The following is a 16,993-nucleotide window of genomic DNA, read 5'->3' on the forward strand; positions in this document are numbered from 1 at the left end:
GCGCTGATCAGGGGTCAACGTCGTGGCCGCGGATTGACATTTCTCTCTACGGGAGATTGCGCGGCGCGCACAGCTTGGCTTTACGGACCTCGTCATGAAACTTATTGCGCATCGTGGATGGTCCGCGGGTCGGGGCGAAAACTCGCTCGCCGCGTTCGTACGTGCCGCCCGTGACGGCAGAATATCCGGTGTCGAATTCGACGTCTGCCGTGCAGCGGATTCCGACACATTGGTGGTGTCACACGACCCGCCGCGTCATGTCGAGAATGCGCTTACCCTCGATGCGGCACTTTCGCTTCTTTCGCCGACTGACCTTGAACTGTTCGTGGAGGTGAAGGAGACGGGACTTGTCTCTGAAGTCATCGAGAGGCTGGTTGCTAGCGACGTGGCCCGTCGCTCGGTCGTATTTGCCTTTGCCGCCGTCGCAAGATCCTTTCCGTGGGAGGGTGCGCGACCGGTGCGCCTGGGCATCATCGTCATTTACCCGTGGAACCTGAATCGTGCGGTGCGCAGGTATGCGCCGGATGTCCTCCTGCTCGGCTGGGACGCGCGCACTTGGACACGAGTCGCTTTTCGCGCCTGGTGGTCCGTTTTCTCCCTTGAGCAGCTTGCGCGACGCCACCACGTGCCGGTTGTGGTGGGAATCGTGCAACGCATGGACGACCTTCATTGGCTCTCACGGCAGCGCCTCTACGGGGCGGTTGCCGACGTCGACCGTACTATCGGCCGCAGCGCCAGGCCTGATTAGGCCACGCAAACCCGTTCGTGGCCCGTGAAGTATGACAGATCGGCCTAGTCTGGCGTGGGGGACCGGCTGTTTCGGTGATGTCGCCTTTTCGCCCCTTCGAGACATGCCGACCGGCCCCGAAAACATCTACTAGTCGGGGAAGAGCGGAAATCGATTCGAATGTCGCTAATGACCCTCAACGGACTTTCGCTCGCATCTGCTGAGTTCAGAAAAGGTTCTGGAGTTGCCAATCTCTCCCATGCGCGGCCGGGTGCTGGCTTGATTTGATCCCTATTGGCCTAGTTTGAAATTTCGGGTGGCCTAGTATGGGTGATTGCCAGAATGGAGTAACCTAAGCTTGGGGGCGACGGTTAACTTACGGCGGAGCCACTTGTCATGACGCCTCTCAATAGAAACATACTGATCGCTGCCGTGGTGGTTATTCTTGCTGGAGTGCTCATTTATATTTACGGCGGATTCGATACGACTACGACAACGCCCTCGCCGCCTGCAACGCCGCCCGCGCCAACACAAAAGTAGCCGTCGAAGCGACGAATCAAAGAGCGAAGGGTACGATTTGCTAGTCGAAAGAGGCCCGCCTCAGTTGGCGGCCTCTTTCATTTCGAATGTCACCTGTTGGCCCTAAGCCGAACACCGCACAAGCCTTTGTCATGTCGGCTGGCAGGGGCAGACCGGACGCAGGTCCATGCTCGCCTCTACCGTCGCTTGTGATCCAAGCCAGTCATCATGAACGACGCGAGACGTTCAGCCATCGACCTCAGCGTAGGTTCGGACTCACATCCTGCGCCGTCACACATGGAGTGGCCGGACCTCTTGCGGCCAGCCACAAGCGATTGCGAGCTTGCCGGCCCAAAACTTCGCCGACTCTTGCTCGGAGACATCAACGACCGTGAAGCCACCGAGATACTCCGGGGCGTTGGAATACCGACCTTCGCTAAACTGCAGTTCGCCGCTGATGTTATTAGCACTAAAAGCCTTGCTCAGATCTTCATCTACTCCCGCGGCGAAGATGAGCACGCCCGCTTCCTTCATCTCGGCCACGACTGCCCTAGCCAACGGTCCGCGAGACTGAAACCACTCTTCGGAGTGATCACCGACCCATTGCTGGTTGAAGTAGATAATGTAGTGGGTCATGTGACCTTCCTATTATCTGCGGCCAAGGAGAACATACTACCCCAGATCATTGGTGTTTGGCGTATTCCGCTTATGGCCCTTAGACGAACAGCTCTTAAGCCATTGTCACGTCGCCTGTCAGCGGTAAACCGGACGTCGCTCTGCGCTCGCCTCCAACGCCGCTTTTGACCGATTGTGTTGCAAAAGTCGAAAGTTGCAGGGCTCAAGATTTTTCGCAAAAACACTAAGCAGCGAGCGAGCGTTGATTCGTATGACCTCAATCGCGCTACGAAAGTCGCCTGTGAATTTTGCGCGAGGCCGTGAGGTTCCCTCACATCTTGTACACGAAAGTCGCGCCCACGGCCCGCAGAATTTTGGTCATCGGCGAAAATCGACTTTTGCAACACAATCGACCCTAAGCGGACGTGGGCTCCCACGCGACTTCAAGCGCGCGCAGAATTCCACCGGGCAACTCGTCTTGTCCGGGAAGCTCTCTGAACGTTGCGGCGTAGAACGAAGGGCGAGGTGTGAGCACCTTGATTTGCTCGTTCAGCCATCCGCTCAGTTCATCGTACTCTGGGACAATGCCGCCGTGACCCGGATGCGTTTCGAGAGGTTCTATGCCTCGATGAAATCTAGCCTCCCAGAACCGGTAAATCGCCCAGACCCGAAGCTCTCGTTCCATGAACTGAGCAGTCACTGCATAGAGCCGAAAGTGCTGCGTATAGTCGCCTATGTTATCGTCAAACACGGACGCGAAGTAGTGTGGAGCACCGCTCAGATCGGCGGTGCCGGTTCGGATCCCATCATAGATGTCACGGATCGTGTGAACCTTCTGGAACTTCATGGTTCCTAAAATAGACCAGATCGATGCCCACTCGCCACCGAGACTTATGTCGGCTCTTGGCCGATTGTGTTGAAAAAGTCTTCGGTTGCGCTGGTTGATGTTCGCTGATTCAGTCGTTGCGAGAGGACTGAATCATGATGGGACATCAGCGAGTTGAGCAGGTCGCGTTGTTCTATGAGTTTTCGCTCGAGCGGCACGTTCCGGCCGATCATTTGTTGCGATCGATCGACAGGTTCGTGGACCTCGATGGGTTAAGGCGAGAGCTATCCCCCTTCTACAGCACGATCGGGCGGCCCTCGATCGCGCCCGAGCTGATGATCCGGATGCTGTTGGTCGGTTACTGCTTCGGCATCCGCTCGGAGCGGCGCCTGTGCGAAGAGGTTCACCTCAACCTGGCATACCGCTGGTTCTGCCGCCTTGGGCTCGATGGTGACGTGCCCGATCATTCGACCTTCTCAAAGAACCGACATGGCCGCTTCCGCGATAGTGATCTGCTGCGACGGCTGTTCGAAGACGTCTTGCGCCGCTGCATCGACGAGGGTCTGGTTGGCGGAGAAGGCTTTGCGGTCGATGCTAGCCTGATCAAGGCCGATGCTAACCGGCAGAACGGCGTCGAGGGCGAAAAGGGGTTGCCGCCAAAAGCCGCAAGCCGTGCCGTCGACGAGTATCTAGCTGTCCTGGACGATGCGGCGTTTGGGGCCGCGACCGAGATCGTCCCCAAGTTCATCTCACCGGCTGATCCTGCCGCGCGCTGGACCGGTGCCCATGGCGGACAGGCTTTCTTTGCCTACTCCACGAACTATCTGATCGATGTGGAAAATGCGATCATTGTCGACGTTGAGCCGACCACAGCGATCCGGCAGGCAGAAGTTCTCGCTGCCAAGCGCATGATCGAGCGGACCGCAAAGAACTTCGGTCTTCACCCGTCCAGGCTTCTCGGTGACAGCGCCTATGGTTCAGCCGACATGCTGGGCTGGCTGGTCGATGAGCACGGCATCGAGCCGCATGTGACCGTGTTCGACAAATCAGCGCGCAAGGATGGGACCTTCACACGGGAGGACTTCAACTACGATCCAGTCAGCGACGTCTATATCTGTCCTGGCGGCAAGACGCTGACCACAACAGGGACACGTGTGAATGATGGCGAGACGTTGCTTTATCGAGCGAGCAAGGCTGACTGTGACGCCTGCGCCTTGAGGCCACACTGCTGCCCGAACACGCCTGCTCGAAAGGTGCCTCGCTCGATCCATGAGAGAGCCCGCGACATGGCGCGGGCGATTGCTAAATCCTGGGAAGGTCGAGCATCGCGACGGCTACGTAAGAAGGTCGAAATGTTGTTCGCTCACCTCAAGCGCATTCTCAAGCTCGACCGACTGCGATTACGTGGACCAAACGGGGCTCGCGACGAGTTCCTCCTTGCAGCAACCGCCCAGAACCTCCGGAAACTAGCCAAGCTGGTCCCAATGCCGCAGCCAAATCCGGCCTGAGAAGCGGTCGGCTGTGCCGCATTTGCGGCTCGCCTCGCTCGCGGGCCGACTTCTTCAACGGAATCGACCCCCAGTGGACATGCCGATCCGTCCGATTGGTGTGTGCTTCCCGGGGTAGACCGGACATGGCGAAGTAAACCGCCAATTCCGCTCAACTGACAATAGCCTGAAATTTTCGAACCCAGCCGGCTCCGCTGGCGTTCGAAAATTGCTAGCCCGCAACAAATTCCGCACCTCGTGAACTAAACATTTGACGCGCTGAATTTTCTCTGCGCTTAGATCATGACATTCGTCGCGGGTGAAATTGCCCGCACTCTTGAGGACCGTGATGCGCAACGCACGCACACACATTGCAGAGACTGCCGCCCGCGTCCGGCTCAACGGCGATTTGCCGCGCGGGTTGATTTTCTCGTGGCTCGCTGGCTCGAGCGCTGCGCCACAAACGCCGAGGCCGCACAACGGTTGTTGAGGACCGATCGGAAGCCCACACGTGAGTTCGGGATGGGCGTGAGTCTTGTCGTTTCATCTCCACGTTGGGATGAGTCCCCATGACGGGGCAGGCGGCGGGGTGGGGATAGCTTCAAGGCATGGAGAGAGGCTGCCCGCATGGCAGCCTCCGTTACTCTATTGCCGATCACCTCCGGGCTTCCGAGTTTGCCCAAAGCCGAACAACGTAGGCCCGTCGTCGCCATCGGATGGATTGGCGCGACAATGGCGTTCGGCTATCGCACCATCGACCCAATAGGGGTCGAGGTTCCGGCATGTCTCATATCTGCCGCACTGTAGACCTATCCCTCGAACGTGTCTGATCTGCCGCACTGTGGACGTATTCCGACACGCATGCTCACGGCGTATCTGAGGGGAACGCGCAGCAGTTTGCTGCCTTGTTCCTTCTAACCTAGAGGAAAAGTACCGTGATGAAAATTGTGATTGTTGCGGGTGCAACGCTTGCCGTGGTGACTGCCGCTGGCGCTGCCGACATTCCGCGCCGACAGCCCGTTTATCAGCAGGCCCAAATCGGCAAGATGCCGATTGGCAAGACCCCAATCGGGAAGACCCCAATCGGCAAGACGCCTGTCGCGACGCGGCCCTATACGCGGTATTGACTTAAGGTCTCGCTGAATCTGACCTTTATCGTCGACAGTTGAAGGGCGAAGCGTGGCAAATAGGCCGAAGAGGTTAGCAGTATGCTTGCTTGCGGGATTCACACTCGCTGTCTTGCTCCAGTGCAAAATTCAATCAGCTTCTGCACACGAGATTGACACTCGCGCCCGCTCGGAACGTTTCATTTCCCAGAAACGGGAGGTCCACAAGCGCACCGCCGCCGCGAACGCGCTTGTTTCCAGTGAGGCGCCCATTGAATCCAAACCGGCGCCACAGTCGACTCGAAAGCCGGGATCGGGAGCAGCAAAGGGCCCGTACTACGTTGATTTCAGAGCCAGGACGGCGGCGAGTTGGGGACACGCTTTCGTCTGGTTCGGGAAGACAAGCGAGCGAGCAGTTGAAGTCGCGGGCCTTACCCCTGCGGGAGACACCGCAGCTTATGTACTTGGTCATTTGATGTGGGTGCCGTCCGAGACCGCGGCAAGCTATGGGGATCTTGATCCGCAGTACTTGACCGCCAGTTACCGAGTTTACCTGAATGAGCCGGATGCAAAACGGGTTTTCGCATACATCAAGAAATTGCAGGCGAGTTCACCGGTCTGGAACGCCGAAACAACCAATTGCACGGCGTTTATCGGTAGCATCGCGGAGTTCATGGGATTAGAAGTTCCTCACCGCTGGAAGCGCCCTGAGGACTACGTCAACAGTCTCAAGGCGATGAATAGCGGGCGCCAGATGGTCCGCCTGTCGTCAGAACAATAGCTCGCGTTCGTCCTTGGCCGCCGTGGCGATCTGGCGCCCGATCCAGGCGCTAGACAGGTTCAGCCCGGTACAGCGTGTCGATGGTCACCACGCCGATCGCGCGCGACACGCACGGGCAGATCTTGCGGTTGTCCTGCTTCTGCTGGTCGCTGAAGAACACATCGCGATGATCGATTTCGCCCTCGACGGCGACGACATCGACGGCGCAGACGCCGCATTCGCCGCGCTGGCAATCTGATATCACCTCGAAACCGGCACCGTTCAGCGCGTCGAGCATCGAGCTGTTCTGCGGCACGACCAGCTCGGCGTCGGTATCTTTCAGCCGCACGCGGAATTCCGCTGTCGGCTTCAGCCCGCTGGAGCCGAAGGTCTCGTAGCGCAAATCGGCGGGCGCTCGTCTGGCATCATTCCAGGCGCGCCGCGCCGCCTCCAGCATCCGCATCGGCCCGCAGATAACAGCGATGGCGTCATCCGGCAGTGCGCGGAAGGTAGCTTCGAGATCGAGCCGGTCGCCCTGGTCGGAGGCGTGCACGATCAGCCGATCGCCGAGCAACGCCGAGAGCTCGTCGAGGAAGGCGGCATCGCCGCATGACTTGACGGCGTAGTGCAGGGGAGCGTCGATGTTCCTGCGGCGCAGGGCGGCCGCGATACCTGTGATCGGCGTGACGCCGATGCCGCCGGCGATCAGGCAATAATTCTTCCTGGTCCAATCGATCTCCAGCAGCGAGGTCGGACTTGAAGTCTCGATCCCTGCGCCCGCTCGCAAATTCCACATACCGTGCGAGCCGCCGCGGCTGTCGGGTGCCAGCCGCACCGCGATGCGATAGGTGTAGGGATCACTGTTCTCCACCAGCGAATAGGAGCGCCGCGCGGGCTGTCCGTCGATCAACATGGTGACACCGATATGGCTGCCGGGCGGGTAGGGCGCGATATGACCGCTTTCAGGACGCAGGCGGAATTCGCGGATCGTCGGTGTCACGTCGCGGATAGATTCGACGGTGCACCAGCTCCATTGCTCGGCAAAACGCATGCGCTATCTCTATTCGACTGGCGATTTCAAAAGGGCGAGCGCGGGCAGCAAATCGAGATGCGTCCGATTTCGGATCGCGAGCCGCAAATTGCGCGCGGCGAGACGCGAATGCTCGCGCATCACGGCTTCGGCCCGAGCGCCCTCGCGGTTCTCGATCGCATCGACCACGACGCGGTGATGATCCTGCCCGATCAGCAGGATCTGGTGCGCTTCCGGCAGCGCCGATTGCGCCATCACGAACGCGCTGGGCGAAGCAAAGGGTAGCGCCGAGACGCGGTCGATCTCCCGGATCAATGGGGCGCTGGCGGATAGTTCGTTGAGCAGCGCGTGAAACCGCGCGTTCATGGTCACATAGGCGGAAAAGGCTTCGACCGAAATCGGGTCCTGCCGAACCAATTGGTCGAGATCGGCAAGGCACTCCTTGAGCGGCTCGAGGCTGCGCGCGCTGACGCCGCGCTCGGCGGCAAAGCGGGCGGCAAGGCCTTCCAGCGTACCGCGCAGTTCGATCGAATCGAGGATGTCGCGTTCGGTGAACGCTTTCACCATGAAGCCCCCGGAAGGGATCGCTTGCAGCAGGCCTTCATCCTCCAGCCGCACCAGCGCCAGCCGCACCGGCGTACGCGACACGCCTGTGACGTCGACCGCCTGTAGCTCGGAGATGCGCTCGCCGGGGCGCAGCCGCCCGGACAGAATCATGTCGCGCAGCGCAAGCTGCGCCCGCACGGTCTGCGACACGGAGCGTTCGGCGTCGCGTTCGCTCATGCTCTCACTCCGCAGCTTGCATGGTCTGCGGTGCGCTCTCGCGCGCCACCATCCGGTCGATCACGCGCCGCGCCCACATCGCGCCGGCATCGATGTTGAGGTTGTAGAAGGTGCGGTCCGGATTCTCGTCCATCGCGCGCTGCTGCGCTTCGAGGATGAGTTCGTCTTCGCGGAAAATGTTGGAGACGCCTTCGCGGATTTCGGTGGTCAGTTTCTGCTCAGTGTTCCGGTAATTGCGGACGAAGGCCCAGAAATAGTGACAGGTGGTCTCGGTCTCCGGCGTCATGGTGTTGAGCACAAAGCCGTTGACGCCCTGCGAGCGGTCGCCTTCCGGCGCGCCGGTGCCGGCGGGCGCCACGCCAACGTCGATGTTGACGGTGCCGGGCGCCTGGAAATGGATGATCTGCCAGCGGTCGACCGGGCCCGGCTTCTGCAGTTGCGCGGCCCAGAACGGCGGTGCGTCGATGCCCTTCATCCAGCGCGTCACGGTGACCGTCTTGTCGCCGTGGGTGACGTCGAACGGAGCTTCGGCGACGTGATCATTGCCGATGCTGGAGCCGTGCACGAAGGTTTCATGAGTCAGGTCCATCAGATTATCGACCACGAGGCGGTAGTCGCATTTGACGTGAATGGTCTTGCCGTCGCCCGCCCAGGCGGGATCGTCGTTCCAGTGCATGTCGGGCACCAGCGCAGGGTCAGCCAGCGCCGGGTCGCCCATCCACAGCCAGATGAAGCGATGGCGCTCGACCACCGGATAAGAGCGCACGCAGGCCGACGGGTTGATGGTGTCCTGCGAGGGCATGTAGGTGCAGCGGCCCTGCGCATTGAATTTCAGGCCGTGATACCCGCAGACGACGGTGTCACCGTCGAGCCGTCCTTTCGAGAGCGGCACGAGACGATGCCAGCAGGCGTCCTCCAGCGCGCAAACCCGCCCGTTGGACTGGCGGTACATCACGACATGCTTGCCGCAGATCGTGCGCGGAAACAGCGCGTGCTTGATATCGACGTCCCAGGCGGCGGCGTACCAGGCATTGAGCGGGAATGAGGACGGCATGGCTGCACTCCTTCGTTGGGTGCAGTCTGTATACAAAAATCGCGAGGCTCTGGCAAAGAGGCCGTGATTTGCGTAGTATAATACCATTAGCGTATACATGCGCTTTGTGAACTGTATCATTTCGCCCATCCCGGTTAAGCGTCACCCTTGATTGCGGGTCAAGCTCGCGAGGCCCAGGGACCTGCTTGCAGGTGTGGTTGGATCGAATAACTCCCGCCTCGCACTGGTAATGGCCGGCGGGAGCCGCAGCGCCAATTCTGTTCCGAGTAGCACTCGGCAAGCCCGCGGGGAGATCACGTCAGGAGTTCGTAACAGTCACGGCAAAAGGAGGCGCGATGACATCTCAACTATCGGCCCTCAGACTTTTCGATCTGATTCAGTCGCACCGTGTAACGGCTGTGATCTACGTGGCGGCCAGACTTGGACTCGCCGAGCTATTGCGGAATGGACCGCTGACGCTTGGCGACCTCGCAAAGGCAACAAGCGCGGATGAACGGGCGCTTGCGCGTCTGCTCACCGCGCTCTCCACCATCGGCATATGTTCGCGAACCGGCGAAGGTAGCTACGCCTTGACGGAAGTGGGCGCCTGCCTCGACAGCGCTGCGGAGCATTCGTTCAAGGGCTGGGCAATCCTCGAAGCTGAAATGCTTTCAAAGTCCTGGAGCGGGATGCTTGAGTCCGTGATGACCGGCAAGACCGCGGCGGAATTGCAGGGTGTCGCCGACAGTTTCGAACTGATGGGTCGAACGCCTGAAAACGTCGACAAGTTCAATACCGCGATGACCGAGCTCACGCGGCTGGTAACGCCGGATATCCTTCGCTCCTACGATTTCAGCGGGATATCCTACCTGATGGACGTCGGCGGCGGTTCCGGCGAATTGATCGGCGCGATCGCGCAGCGAAACCGGGAACTGCGAGGAATCGTTTTCGATCTTCCGAGGTGCGCTGATGCCGCAAGCAGACATCTTCGGCAGATCGGCGTCAGCGACCGTGTCGAATTTGTCGCGGGTGATTTCTTCAAATCGGTTCCGGCGATCGCTGATACGATCATCCTCAAGAGCGTGATCCATGACTGGAATGATGCGCGCAGCATCTCGATACTGCGCAACTGTCATCGGGCGCTCCCGAGTAGCGGCAAGTTGCTGTTGGTCGAGCGGCTGATGCCTGAAAAGCCCGGCATGGCCGATGAAGATAAGGCGCACGCGATGAGCGATCTGAACATGCTTCGCGGGCCCGGAGGGCTCGAGCGTACCAAGAGGCAATATCGCGAATTGCTCGAGCAAAGCGGCTTCGCTCTGGCTGGGGTTTATCCTGCCGGCCGCTTCAACGTGATCGAGGCGCGTCCCGCTTTATGAATGCCGGGTGACGGGACGTCGCCGTCACCTGGGATCAGGCTGCGGTCTCAGCCGTAAACGAATGCCTTGTCCTTCAGGTCGATCGCCGGAAATTCGTCCTTTTCCGCCCAGTAGTCCTGGTTGTGCTGCCATTCCGGCTTGTCGCCGCGCTTGGGCAGCAGGTGCATGCCGCGCATCATGTAGCCGGGGTTGAAATTTTCCGGATCGATCCACGGCAACAGCGGCATATTGTGGTCTTCGGGACGAAGCTGCGGCGTTACCTTTTTCGCACCGGTCTCCTTCATGTGCGTGAGCAGCCGGCAGACGAAATCGGCAACGAGATCGACGCGCAGAGTCCAGCTCGCGCGGAAATAGCCGAATACCCAGACCAGGTTCGGTACGCCGGTGAACATCATGCCGCGATAGGTCACAGTATCGGCGAAGTCGAGCGGCTTGCCGTCGATGGCAAACTCGATATCGCCGGTGGCGCAGAGATTGAAGCCCGTCGCGGTCACGATGATGTCGGCTTCGAGCTCCTTGCCGGATTTCAGCAGGATTCCCTTCTCTGTGAAGCGGTCGATCTCGTCGGTAACGACGGAAGCTTTGCCCGACTTGATGCCCTTGAACAGGTCGCCGTCGGGAATGAAGGCGATGCGCTGCCGCCACGGCCGGTATTTTGGCGTGAAGTGGGTTGCGATGTCGTTATCCTTGCCGAGATAGGCTTCGACCGCCGACAACAAATCCCTCTTGGCCGCTTCCGGCTCATTGAAGGTCTTGCGGGTGAAGGCGTCCTGGTCGAACAGGATTTTGCGCCGGGTGATTTCGTGGATCCACTTTTCATCGACCTGCAGTTTCCGCAGCTCCTCGGCGATCTCGATCGCGTTGCGCCCGGTGCGGAAATACGTCGGCGAGCGCTGCAGCATGGTGACATGCGCGCAATCGGGAGCCAGCGCCGGTATCAGCGTCGCTGCGGTAGCACCCGAGCCGATCACGACGATGCGCTTGTTCTTGTAGTCGAGATCCTCGGGCCATTTCTGCGGATGGACGATCGGGCCCTTGAATTTGGCCATGTCCTTCCACTCCGGCGTGTAGCCCTCGGTGTGGCGGTAATAGCCCTGACACATCCAGAAGAAATTGGCGGTGAAACGCAGCCTCTCGCCAGTGTCGGTGCGCGTGGCCTCGATGGTCCAGAGGTTTTCCTCGCTCGACCATGTGGCCGAGGTGATGGTGTGCCGGTAGCGAATGTGCCGGGCGAGATCATTCTCCTCGATCACTTCGCCCATGTATTTCAGGATTTCCTTGGCGCTCGCGATCGGCGCTGACGTCCACGGCTTGAAGCGGTAGCCGAAGGTATGCAGGTCGCTGTCGGAGCGGATGCCGGGATAGCGGTGGGTGGTCCAGGTGCCTCCGAATGTCTTCTGCGCTTCGAGCGCCACGAATGTCGTGCCCGGGCATTGCGTGGTGAGGTGATAGGCGGCGCCGACGCCGGAAATGCCGGCGCCGGCAATCAGAACGTCGAAATGCTCGGTGGTGCGGGGCGACATTGCGTCGATCTGGGTTTGAACGTTCATCTTCCCTGTCTTTTTCGTTTGTTGTGTTTATTGCAAAGCAAAACGCCAGAACCTTGGGTTCTGGCGCGGTAGTCGTCAGCAAATTACACTTCGCGTCGGCTGAGGAACGCCAGCCGCTCGAACAGGTGCACGTCCTGCTCGTTCTTGAGCAGCGCGCCGTGCAGCGGCGGGATCAGCTTGCGCGGGTCGCGCTCCCTGAGCATTTCCGGGGTGATGTCCTCGTTCAAGAGAAGCTTGAGCCAGTCGAGCAACTCCGAGGTCGAGGGCTTCTTTTTCAGGCCCGGCACCTCGCGCACCTCGAAGAAGATGCGCAACGCTTCCTCCACCAGGCGCTTCTTGATGCCGGGGAAATGCACGTCAACGATCCGGGCCATGGTGTCGGCGTCGGGAAACTTGATGTAGTGGAAGAAGCAGCGGCGCAGGAACGCGTCCGGCAGCTCCTTCTCGTTATTCGAGGTGATCATCACGATCGGGCGCAGGCTCGCCTTGATGTTCTCGCCGGTCTCGTAGACGAAGAACTCCATGCGATCGAGTTCGAGCAGGAGGTCGTTCGGAAATTCGATGTCGGCCTTATCGATCTCGTCGATCAACAGCACCGGGCGCTTTTCGTGGGTAAAAGCTTCCCACAATTTGCCGCGCTTGATGTAGTTGGAGATGTCGGAAACTCTGCTGTCGCCGAGTTGGCTGTCGCGCAGCCGCGACACCGCGTCGTATTCGTAAAGACCCTGCTGCGCCTTGGTGGTCGACTTGATGTGCCAGGTCAGAAGCGGCGCGCCGAGCGCCTTGGCGACTTCTTCCGCCAGTACGGTCTTGCCGGTGCCGGGCTCGCCCTTGATCAGCAGCGGGCGCTCGAGCACGATCGAGGCGTTGACGGCGACTTTCAGGTCGTCGGTGGCGACATAGTCCTTGGTGCCGGTAAATTTCATCTATCCGTTTGCCTTATTTTTTTGTTCGTCAGCCGCTCGCGGCGTGAACAGTAAACGACCGCCGGTCCGGCGGTCGCGATTGCAAGCGATGTGCTTGTCCTCAGCGTCTGATCAGCGACAGGATCACCAGGATGATCACCGCGCCGATGGTGGCGTTGATGATATCGCGGACCCAGCCCGCGCCGAGGCTGACACCAAGTTGCGGCAGCAGCCAGCTCGCGAGCAGCGCGCCGATGATGCCGATCACGATATTGCCGATCAGTCCGAAGCCTGCGCCGCGCACGATCAGCCCGGCAAGCCAGCCCGCGATACCGCCAATGACCAGCGCCGCTACGATTCCCATTGAATTTCCCCTGCCGGAATAAGCCTTTTATGGTTCAATTGTAATTGAAAAAGCCTCCCGGTCTAGGCCTGACAGCTATGCGCCGACCTTTGACATGCTCTGGGCCTTGACGTGTGCCGCCCGGCGGGCAATCTGTATCCCATGTTCCTGCAATTCTTCACATCGTTGCGCGACGCGCAGGTCCCGGTGACGCTGCGCGAATACCTGACGCTGATGGAGGCGCTCGACGCCGACCTCGCCGATCAGACGGTGGAGAATTTCTACTATCTCTCCCGCGCCGCTTTGGTGAAGGACGAGCGCAATCTCGACAAGTTCGACCGCGTCTTCGGCACGGTGTTCAAGGGGCTGGAAAGCCTTTTGGACGCCATGGAGAAGGCGGACATTCCCGCCGAATGGCTGAAGAAGCTCGCGGAGAAATACCTCACCGAGGAAGAGAAGAAGCAGATCGAGGCGATGGGCTGGGACAAGCTCATGGAGACGCTTCGCCAGCGCCTGAAGGAACAGCAGGGTCGCCATCAGGGCGGCAACAAATGGATCGGCACCGCCGGCACCTCGCCGTTCGGCGCCCACGGCTACAATCCCGAGGGCGTCAGAATCGGCCAGGAGAAGAACCGCAACAACCGCGCCGTGAAGGTGTGGGATAAGCGCGAGTTCAAAGACCTCGACGGCAATGTCGAACTCGGCATCCGCAACATCAAGATCGCGCTCAGGCGGCTGCGCAAATTCGCCCGCACCGGCGCGCCCGATGAACTCGATCTCGACACCACGATCCGGGAGACCGCCAACCACGGCTATCTCGACGTTCACATGCGGCCCGAGCGGCGCAACGCGGTGAAAGTTTTAGTGTTCTTCGACATCGGTGGCTCGATGGATTCGCACATCGAGCAGGTCGAGGAGCTGTTCTCGGCGGCGAAGTCCGAGTTCAAGCACATGGAATATTTCTATTTCCACAACTGCCTCTATGAAGGCGTCTGGAAGCAGAACAAGCGTCGCTTCACCGACCGCACGCCGACCTGGGACGTGCTGCATAAATATCCGCACGACTACAAGGTGGTGTTCGTCGGCGATGCCTCGATGTCGCCTTACGAGATTATGGTGCCGGGCGGCTCGGTCGAGCACGTCAACGAGGAGGCCGGTGCGGTCTGGCTGGAGCGCATCACGCGCACCTACCCGCACACGGTGTGGCTCAATCCGGTGGCGCAGAAACACTGGGACTATTCGGAATCCACCACCATTATCCGCCGGCTGTTGTCTGATCGCATGTACCCGATCACGATCGAAGGTCTCGAAAGCGCGATGAAGGAATTGGTGCGGTAACGAGATTTGCGTGCCCCGGACGCAGCGCGGCACCTGAAGCGCGTTTACGCGCGTCTTCGACGCGCTATGGTGATGCGCTGCTGAGCCGGGGCCTATCGATTGGGCCGCGATGTGGGTCCCGGCTCTGCGGTGCATCGTGAAGAACGCTGCACCGCGTCCGGGACACACGAGGGGAGGCGGCTCAAACAAAGAGGTAACAAAATGCCCCAGACCATTCACCGCGGCATCAAATCCCTGATCGACGAAGCCAATGCCGAGATCGAGACTGTCAGCGCCGCTGACGCCATCAAGGCCGCGAAGGATCCGAACGTCGTGATCGTCGATATCCGCGACCCCCGCGAGATCGAACGCGAGGGCAAGATCCCCGGCGCGTTCTCCTGCACCCGCGGCATGCTGGAGTTCTGGATCGATCCGCAAAGCCCCTATGCCAAGCCGATCTTCCAGGAAGACAAGAAGTTCATCTTCCATTGCGCCGGCGGCATGCGCTCGGCGCTCGCGGCCAAGACTGCGCAGGACATGGGCCTGAAGCCGGTCGCGCATATGGGCGGCGGCTTCGCCGCCTGGCGCGACGCCGGCGGTCCGGTCGAGAAATGGGAGCCGAAGAAGAAGTAATGGGCGCGAGCTTTAGCCCCTCGTCATGCCCGGCTTGTGCCGGGCATCCACGTCTTTGCCAACCGCGAAGGAAGACGTGGATGGCCGGGACAAGCCCGGCCATGACGATCGAGAGAACCTGCGAGAGAAGAATCCATGACCACCACTGACCCGCTCGTCTCCACCGACTGGCTCGCCGCACACCTGAACGATCCCGACGTCAAAATCGTCGACGCCTCGTTCAAGATGCCGGGCGTGATGCCGTTGCCGAAGGACGACTATCTCGCCGCGCATATTCCGGGCGCGGTGTTCTTCGATGTCGACGCGGTGTCCGACCATTCCAATCCGCTGCCGCACATGTTTCCCTCGGCCGAGCAATTCGGCTGCGACGTCGGCGCGCTCGGGATCGGCAATGACGACACGGTCGTGGTCTATGATTCCGGCGGCTGGGTCGCCGCACCGCGGGTGTGGTGGATGTTTCTGTCGTTCGGCAAAGACGTGCGCGTCCTCGATGGCGGCCTCAAGAAGTGGGTCGCGGAAGGCCGCAAGGTCGAGAGCGGGCAGGTGACGCCGAAGCCTTCGACGTTCAAGGCGACGTTCGATGCGCGGCGCACGCGCAGCATGCAGCAATTGATCGGCAACCTCGCGACCCGCGCCGAGCAGGTGATCGATGCGCGGGCCAATGAACGCTATCAGGGCAAGGTCGCCGAGCCGCGGCCGGGCCTTCGCTCCGGGCACATCCCGGGTAGCCTCAGCCTGCCCTACAACAATCTCTTCGACCCCGCGACCGGCACGATGAAGCCGCTGGATGAATTGCGGGCAGCGTTCACCGGCGCCGGCGTGAAGCTTGACGCACCGATCGTCACGAGCTGCGGATCCGGCGTCAGCGCCGCCGTGCTGACGCTGGCGCTTTATCGTCTCGGCGTCGAGAACCCGGCGCTCTATGACGGCTCGTGGACGGAGTGGGGCGCCGCCGACGGCCCGCCGGTCGCAACCGGCCCGGCCTGATCTCAAGGCTAGGGGCTACCTCGTCGCGCGCGTCATCGGGAACGGTAAGAACGGATTGGGTTGTTGCTGCTGCAGGGTCAGCGTCGCCTCTCGCGCGAGGCGCGCCCGCCGTGCTGCAGCAATCCGCTGCCGTTCCCGGGCCCGCTCTGCGGCCCGCTTCTTGACGGCGCTGCGGTCCGGCTTCGCTTCCGTCGCCTTCGCCGATGTCTGTCCGTCGACGATGACGGCGGGACTGCCGAGCGTTGCGATCCGGGTCGCCGCGGCATTGCCTTCGAATAATGGGACATCCGTCGCCGGCTCCGGTGGAGGCGGGATGGCAGCTGCAGGCTCCGCCGTTTCCGGGATGGCGGCGAGCTTCACCTCGGTATTGGTAGCGGGCGGCATTTCGGTTTTGGCCGCGGCCCGAGCGACCGGCGTCTCCGGAATGGCGTCCTGCGCGGGGGCTTCCGGCCTTGCCGCTTCGACCTGTACCGGCTCGGCCGGCCTCACGGCTGCCAGCTCGGCCTCTGCCGGACTGGCGTCCGGAGCCTGTCCGACCGGTGCCGGGATATCCGGGGCCGCTTCCGGAGCGGCGGCTGTCGCGACATTCTCCGCCGGCTTCTCCTCGACCGGCGGATCGACGCGCAGCAGCGCTAGCGTTGGCGGCGTCTCGTCCGTCCGGCGGGCGAACATCGGCTCGGGCGCCGCCCGTCGCAAGGGAAGATTGGCAAATTCCTCATGCGCTGCCCGCAACAGGGCGGCAGCGCCAAGGCCAAAAACCAGGATCGACGTCGACAGCACGATCGCGGTGAACAAGAAACGAAAGCCGGGAAGCATGGACTCGGGTTCCACCCTCCTTGATCTCTGAAGGGTTATTGCTTGCGAAGGGAACGCGGTGACCACTGTGCGGCCGGATGCGGCGGTGGGGGCGCGCGCGAATCAGGCCGATTTGAGAGTATCTCAATGCCTGGCGGCTTTTTGTTACAAAATCTGCGGTTCGACGTCGCGCACCACCCG

The 16,993-nt window shown here is 60.8% G+C and carries 17 protein-coding genes; 8 read left to right on the forward strand and 9 right to left on the reverse strand.

Annotated features, from left to right (window positions below):
* Nucleotides 1–94: 94 nt before the first annotated feature.
* The gene (locus RX328_RS13775; RefSeq protein WP_213252828.1) at nt 95–748 is read left to right on the forward strand and encodes a glycerophosphodiester phosphodiesterase; all 654 of its coding nucleotides are present in this window, start codon (nt 95–97) and stop codon (nt 746–748) included.
* A gap of 789 nt (nt 749–1,537) precedes the next feature.
* On the opposite strand, the gene RX328_RS13780 is transcribed toward RX328_RS13775, so the two are convergent.
* Both RX328_RS13780 and RX328_RS13785 read right to left on the reverse strand, forming a co-directional pair.
* A complete protein-coding gene (locus tag RX328_RS13780) occupies nt 1,538–1,882 on the reverse strand; it encodes a YciI family protein (RefSeq protein ID WP_213252827.1) in 345 nt (114 codons plus the stop codon).
* A gap of 394 nt (nt 1,883–2,276) precedes the next feature.
* Complete coding sequence (locus RX328_RS13785) at nt 2,277–2,708, reverse strand: hypothetical protein (protein WP_317258734.1); 432 nt, start codon at nt 2,706–2,708, stop codon at nt 2,277–2,279.
* A gap of 134 nt (nt 2,709–2,842) precedes the next feature.
* Here RX328_RS13785 and RX328_RS13790 point away from each other — a divergent pair, with 134 nt between their 5' ends.
* From RX328_RS13790 to RX328_RS13800, 3 genes are all read left to right on the forward strand, one after another.
* Nucleotides 2,843–4,195 (forward strand): transposase, encoded by a 1,353-nt coding sequence (locus tag RX328_RS13790; RefSeq protein WP_213257637.1) that lies wholly within the window; start codon nt 2,843–2,845, stop codon nt 4,193–4,195.
* Between the two features lie 917 nt (nt 4,196–5,112).
* Entirely contained in the window at nt 5,113–5,301 is a 189-nt protein-coding gene (locus RX328_RS13795; RefSeq protein WP_249726867.1) for a hypothetical protein, read from the forward strand.
* 52 nt (nt 5,302–5,353) lie between these two features.
* Nucleotides 5,354–6,061, forward strand: a complete 708-nt coding sequence (locus RX328_RS13800) for a hypothetical protein (RefSeq protein WP_213253807.1) — start codon at nt 5,354–5,356, stop codon at nt 6,059–6,061.
* 49 nt (nt 6,062–6,110) lie between these two features.
* Here RX328_RS13800 and RX328_RS13805 read toward each other — a convergent pair whose 3' ends face one another.
* The 3 genes from RX328_RS13805 to RX328_RS13815 are packed head-to-tail and all read right to left on the reverse strand — an operon-like array spanning nt 6,111 to nt 8,907.
* A complete protein-coding gene (locus tag RX328_RS13805) occupies nt 6,111–7,091 on the reverse strand; it encodes a PDR/VanB family oxidoreductase (protein WP_213253808.1) in 981 nt (326 codons plus the stop codon).
* A gap of 9 nt (nt 7,092–7,100) precedes the next feature.
* The gene (locus RX328_RS13810; protein ID WP_213253809.1) at nt 7,101–7,853 is read right to left on the reverse strand and encodes a GntR family transcriptional regulator; all 753 of its coding nucleotides are present in this window, start codon (nt 7,851–7,853) and stop codon (nt 7,101–7,103) included.
* 4 nt (nt 7,854–7,857) lie between these two features.
* Nucleotides 7,858–8,907: an aromatic ring-hydroxylating oxygenase subunit alpha gene (locus tag RX328_RS13815; RefSeq protein ID WP_213253810.1), complete on the reverse strand. Its 1,050-nt coding sequence runs from the start codon at nt 8,905–8,907 to the stop codon at nt 7,858–7,860.
* 335 nt (nt 8,908–9,242) lie between these two features.
* Between RX328_RS13815 and RX328_RS13820 the strand changes: the two genes are divergently transcribed.
* Complete coding sequence (locus RX328_RS13820; RefSeq protein WP_213253811.1) at nt 9,243–10,262, forward strand: methyltransferase; 1,020 nt, start codon at nt 9,243–9,245, stop codon at nt 10,260–10,262.
* Nucleotides 10,263–10,309: 47 nt separating this feature from the next.
* Here RX328_RS13820 and RX328_RS13825 read toward each other — a convergent pair whose 3' ends face one another.
* From RX328_RS13825 to RX328_RS13835, 3 genes are all read right to left on the reverse strand, one after another.
* Nucleotides 10,310–11,812 (reverse strand): flavin-containing monooxygenase, encoded by a 1,503-nt coding sequence (locus tag RX328_RS13825; RefSeq protein WP_213253812.1) that lies wholly within the window; start codon nt 11,810–11,812, stop codon nt 10,310–10,312.
* An 83-nt stretch (nt 11,813–11,895) separates the two neighbouring features.
* Entirely contained in the window at nt 11,896–12,738 is an 843-nt protein-coding gene (locus RX328_RS13830; RefSeq protein WP_213253813.1) for an AAA family ATPase, read from the reverse strand.
* Between the two features lie 100 nt (nt 12,739–12,838).
* Nucleotides 12,839–13,081, reverse strand: coding sequence for a GlsB/YeaQ/YmgE family stress response membrane protein (locus RX328_RS13835; protein ID WP_213253814.1), 243 nt, complete (start codon nt 13,079–13,081; stop codon nt 12,839–12,841).
* 141 nt (nt 13,082–13,222) lie between these two features.
* On the opposite strand from RX328_RS13835, the gene RX328_RS13840 reads away from it, so the two are divergent.
* The 3 genes from RX328_RS13840 to sseA all read left to right on the forward strand — a co-directional run bounded on the left by RX328_RS13840 (nt 13,223) and on the right by sseA (nt 15,997).
* The gene (locus RX328_RS13840) at nt 13,223–14,398 is read left to right on the forward strand and encodes a vWA domain-containing protein (protein ID WP_213253815.1); all 1,176 of its coding nucleotides are present in this window, start codon (nt 13,223–13,225) and stop codon (nt 14,396–14,398) included.
* A gap of 201 nt (nt 14,399–14,599) precedes the next feature.
* Entirely contained in the window at nt 14,600–15,010 is a 411-nt protein-coding gene (locus RX328_RS13845) for a rhodanese-like domain-containing protein (protein ID WP_213253816.1), read from the forward strand.
* A gap of 135 nt (nt 15,011–15,145) precedes the next feature.
* Nucleotides 15,146–15,997 carry a 3-mercaptopyruvate sulfurtransferase gene (gene sseA / locus RX328_RS13850; protein WP_213253817.1) on the forward strand — a complete coding sequence of 284 codons (852 nt, stop codon included), beginning with the start codon at nt 15,146–15,148 and terminating at the stop codon, nt 15,995–15,997.
* 15 nt (nt 15,998–16,012) lie between these two features.
* Here sseA and RX328_RS13855 read toward each other — a convergent pair whose 3' ends face one another.
* Nucleotides 16,013–16,813, reverse strand: a complete 801-nt coding sequence (locus tag RX328_RS13855) for a hypothetical protein (RefSeq protein ID WP_213253818.1) — start codon at nt 16,811–16,813, stop codon at nt 16,013–16,015.
* Between the last annotated feature and the right edge of the window lie 180 nt (nt 16,814–16,993).

This window comes from Bradyrhizobium sp. sBnM-33, from assembly GCF_032917945.1.
Classification (GTDB): domain Bacteria; phylum Pseudomonadota; class Alphaproteobacteria; order Rhizobiales; family Xanthobacteraceae; genus Bradyrhizobium.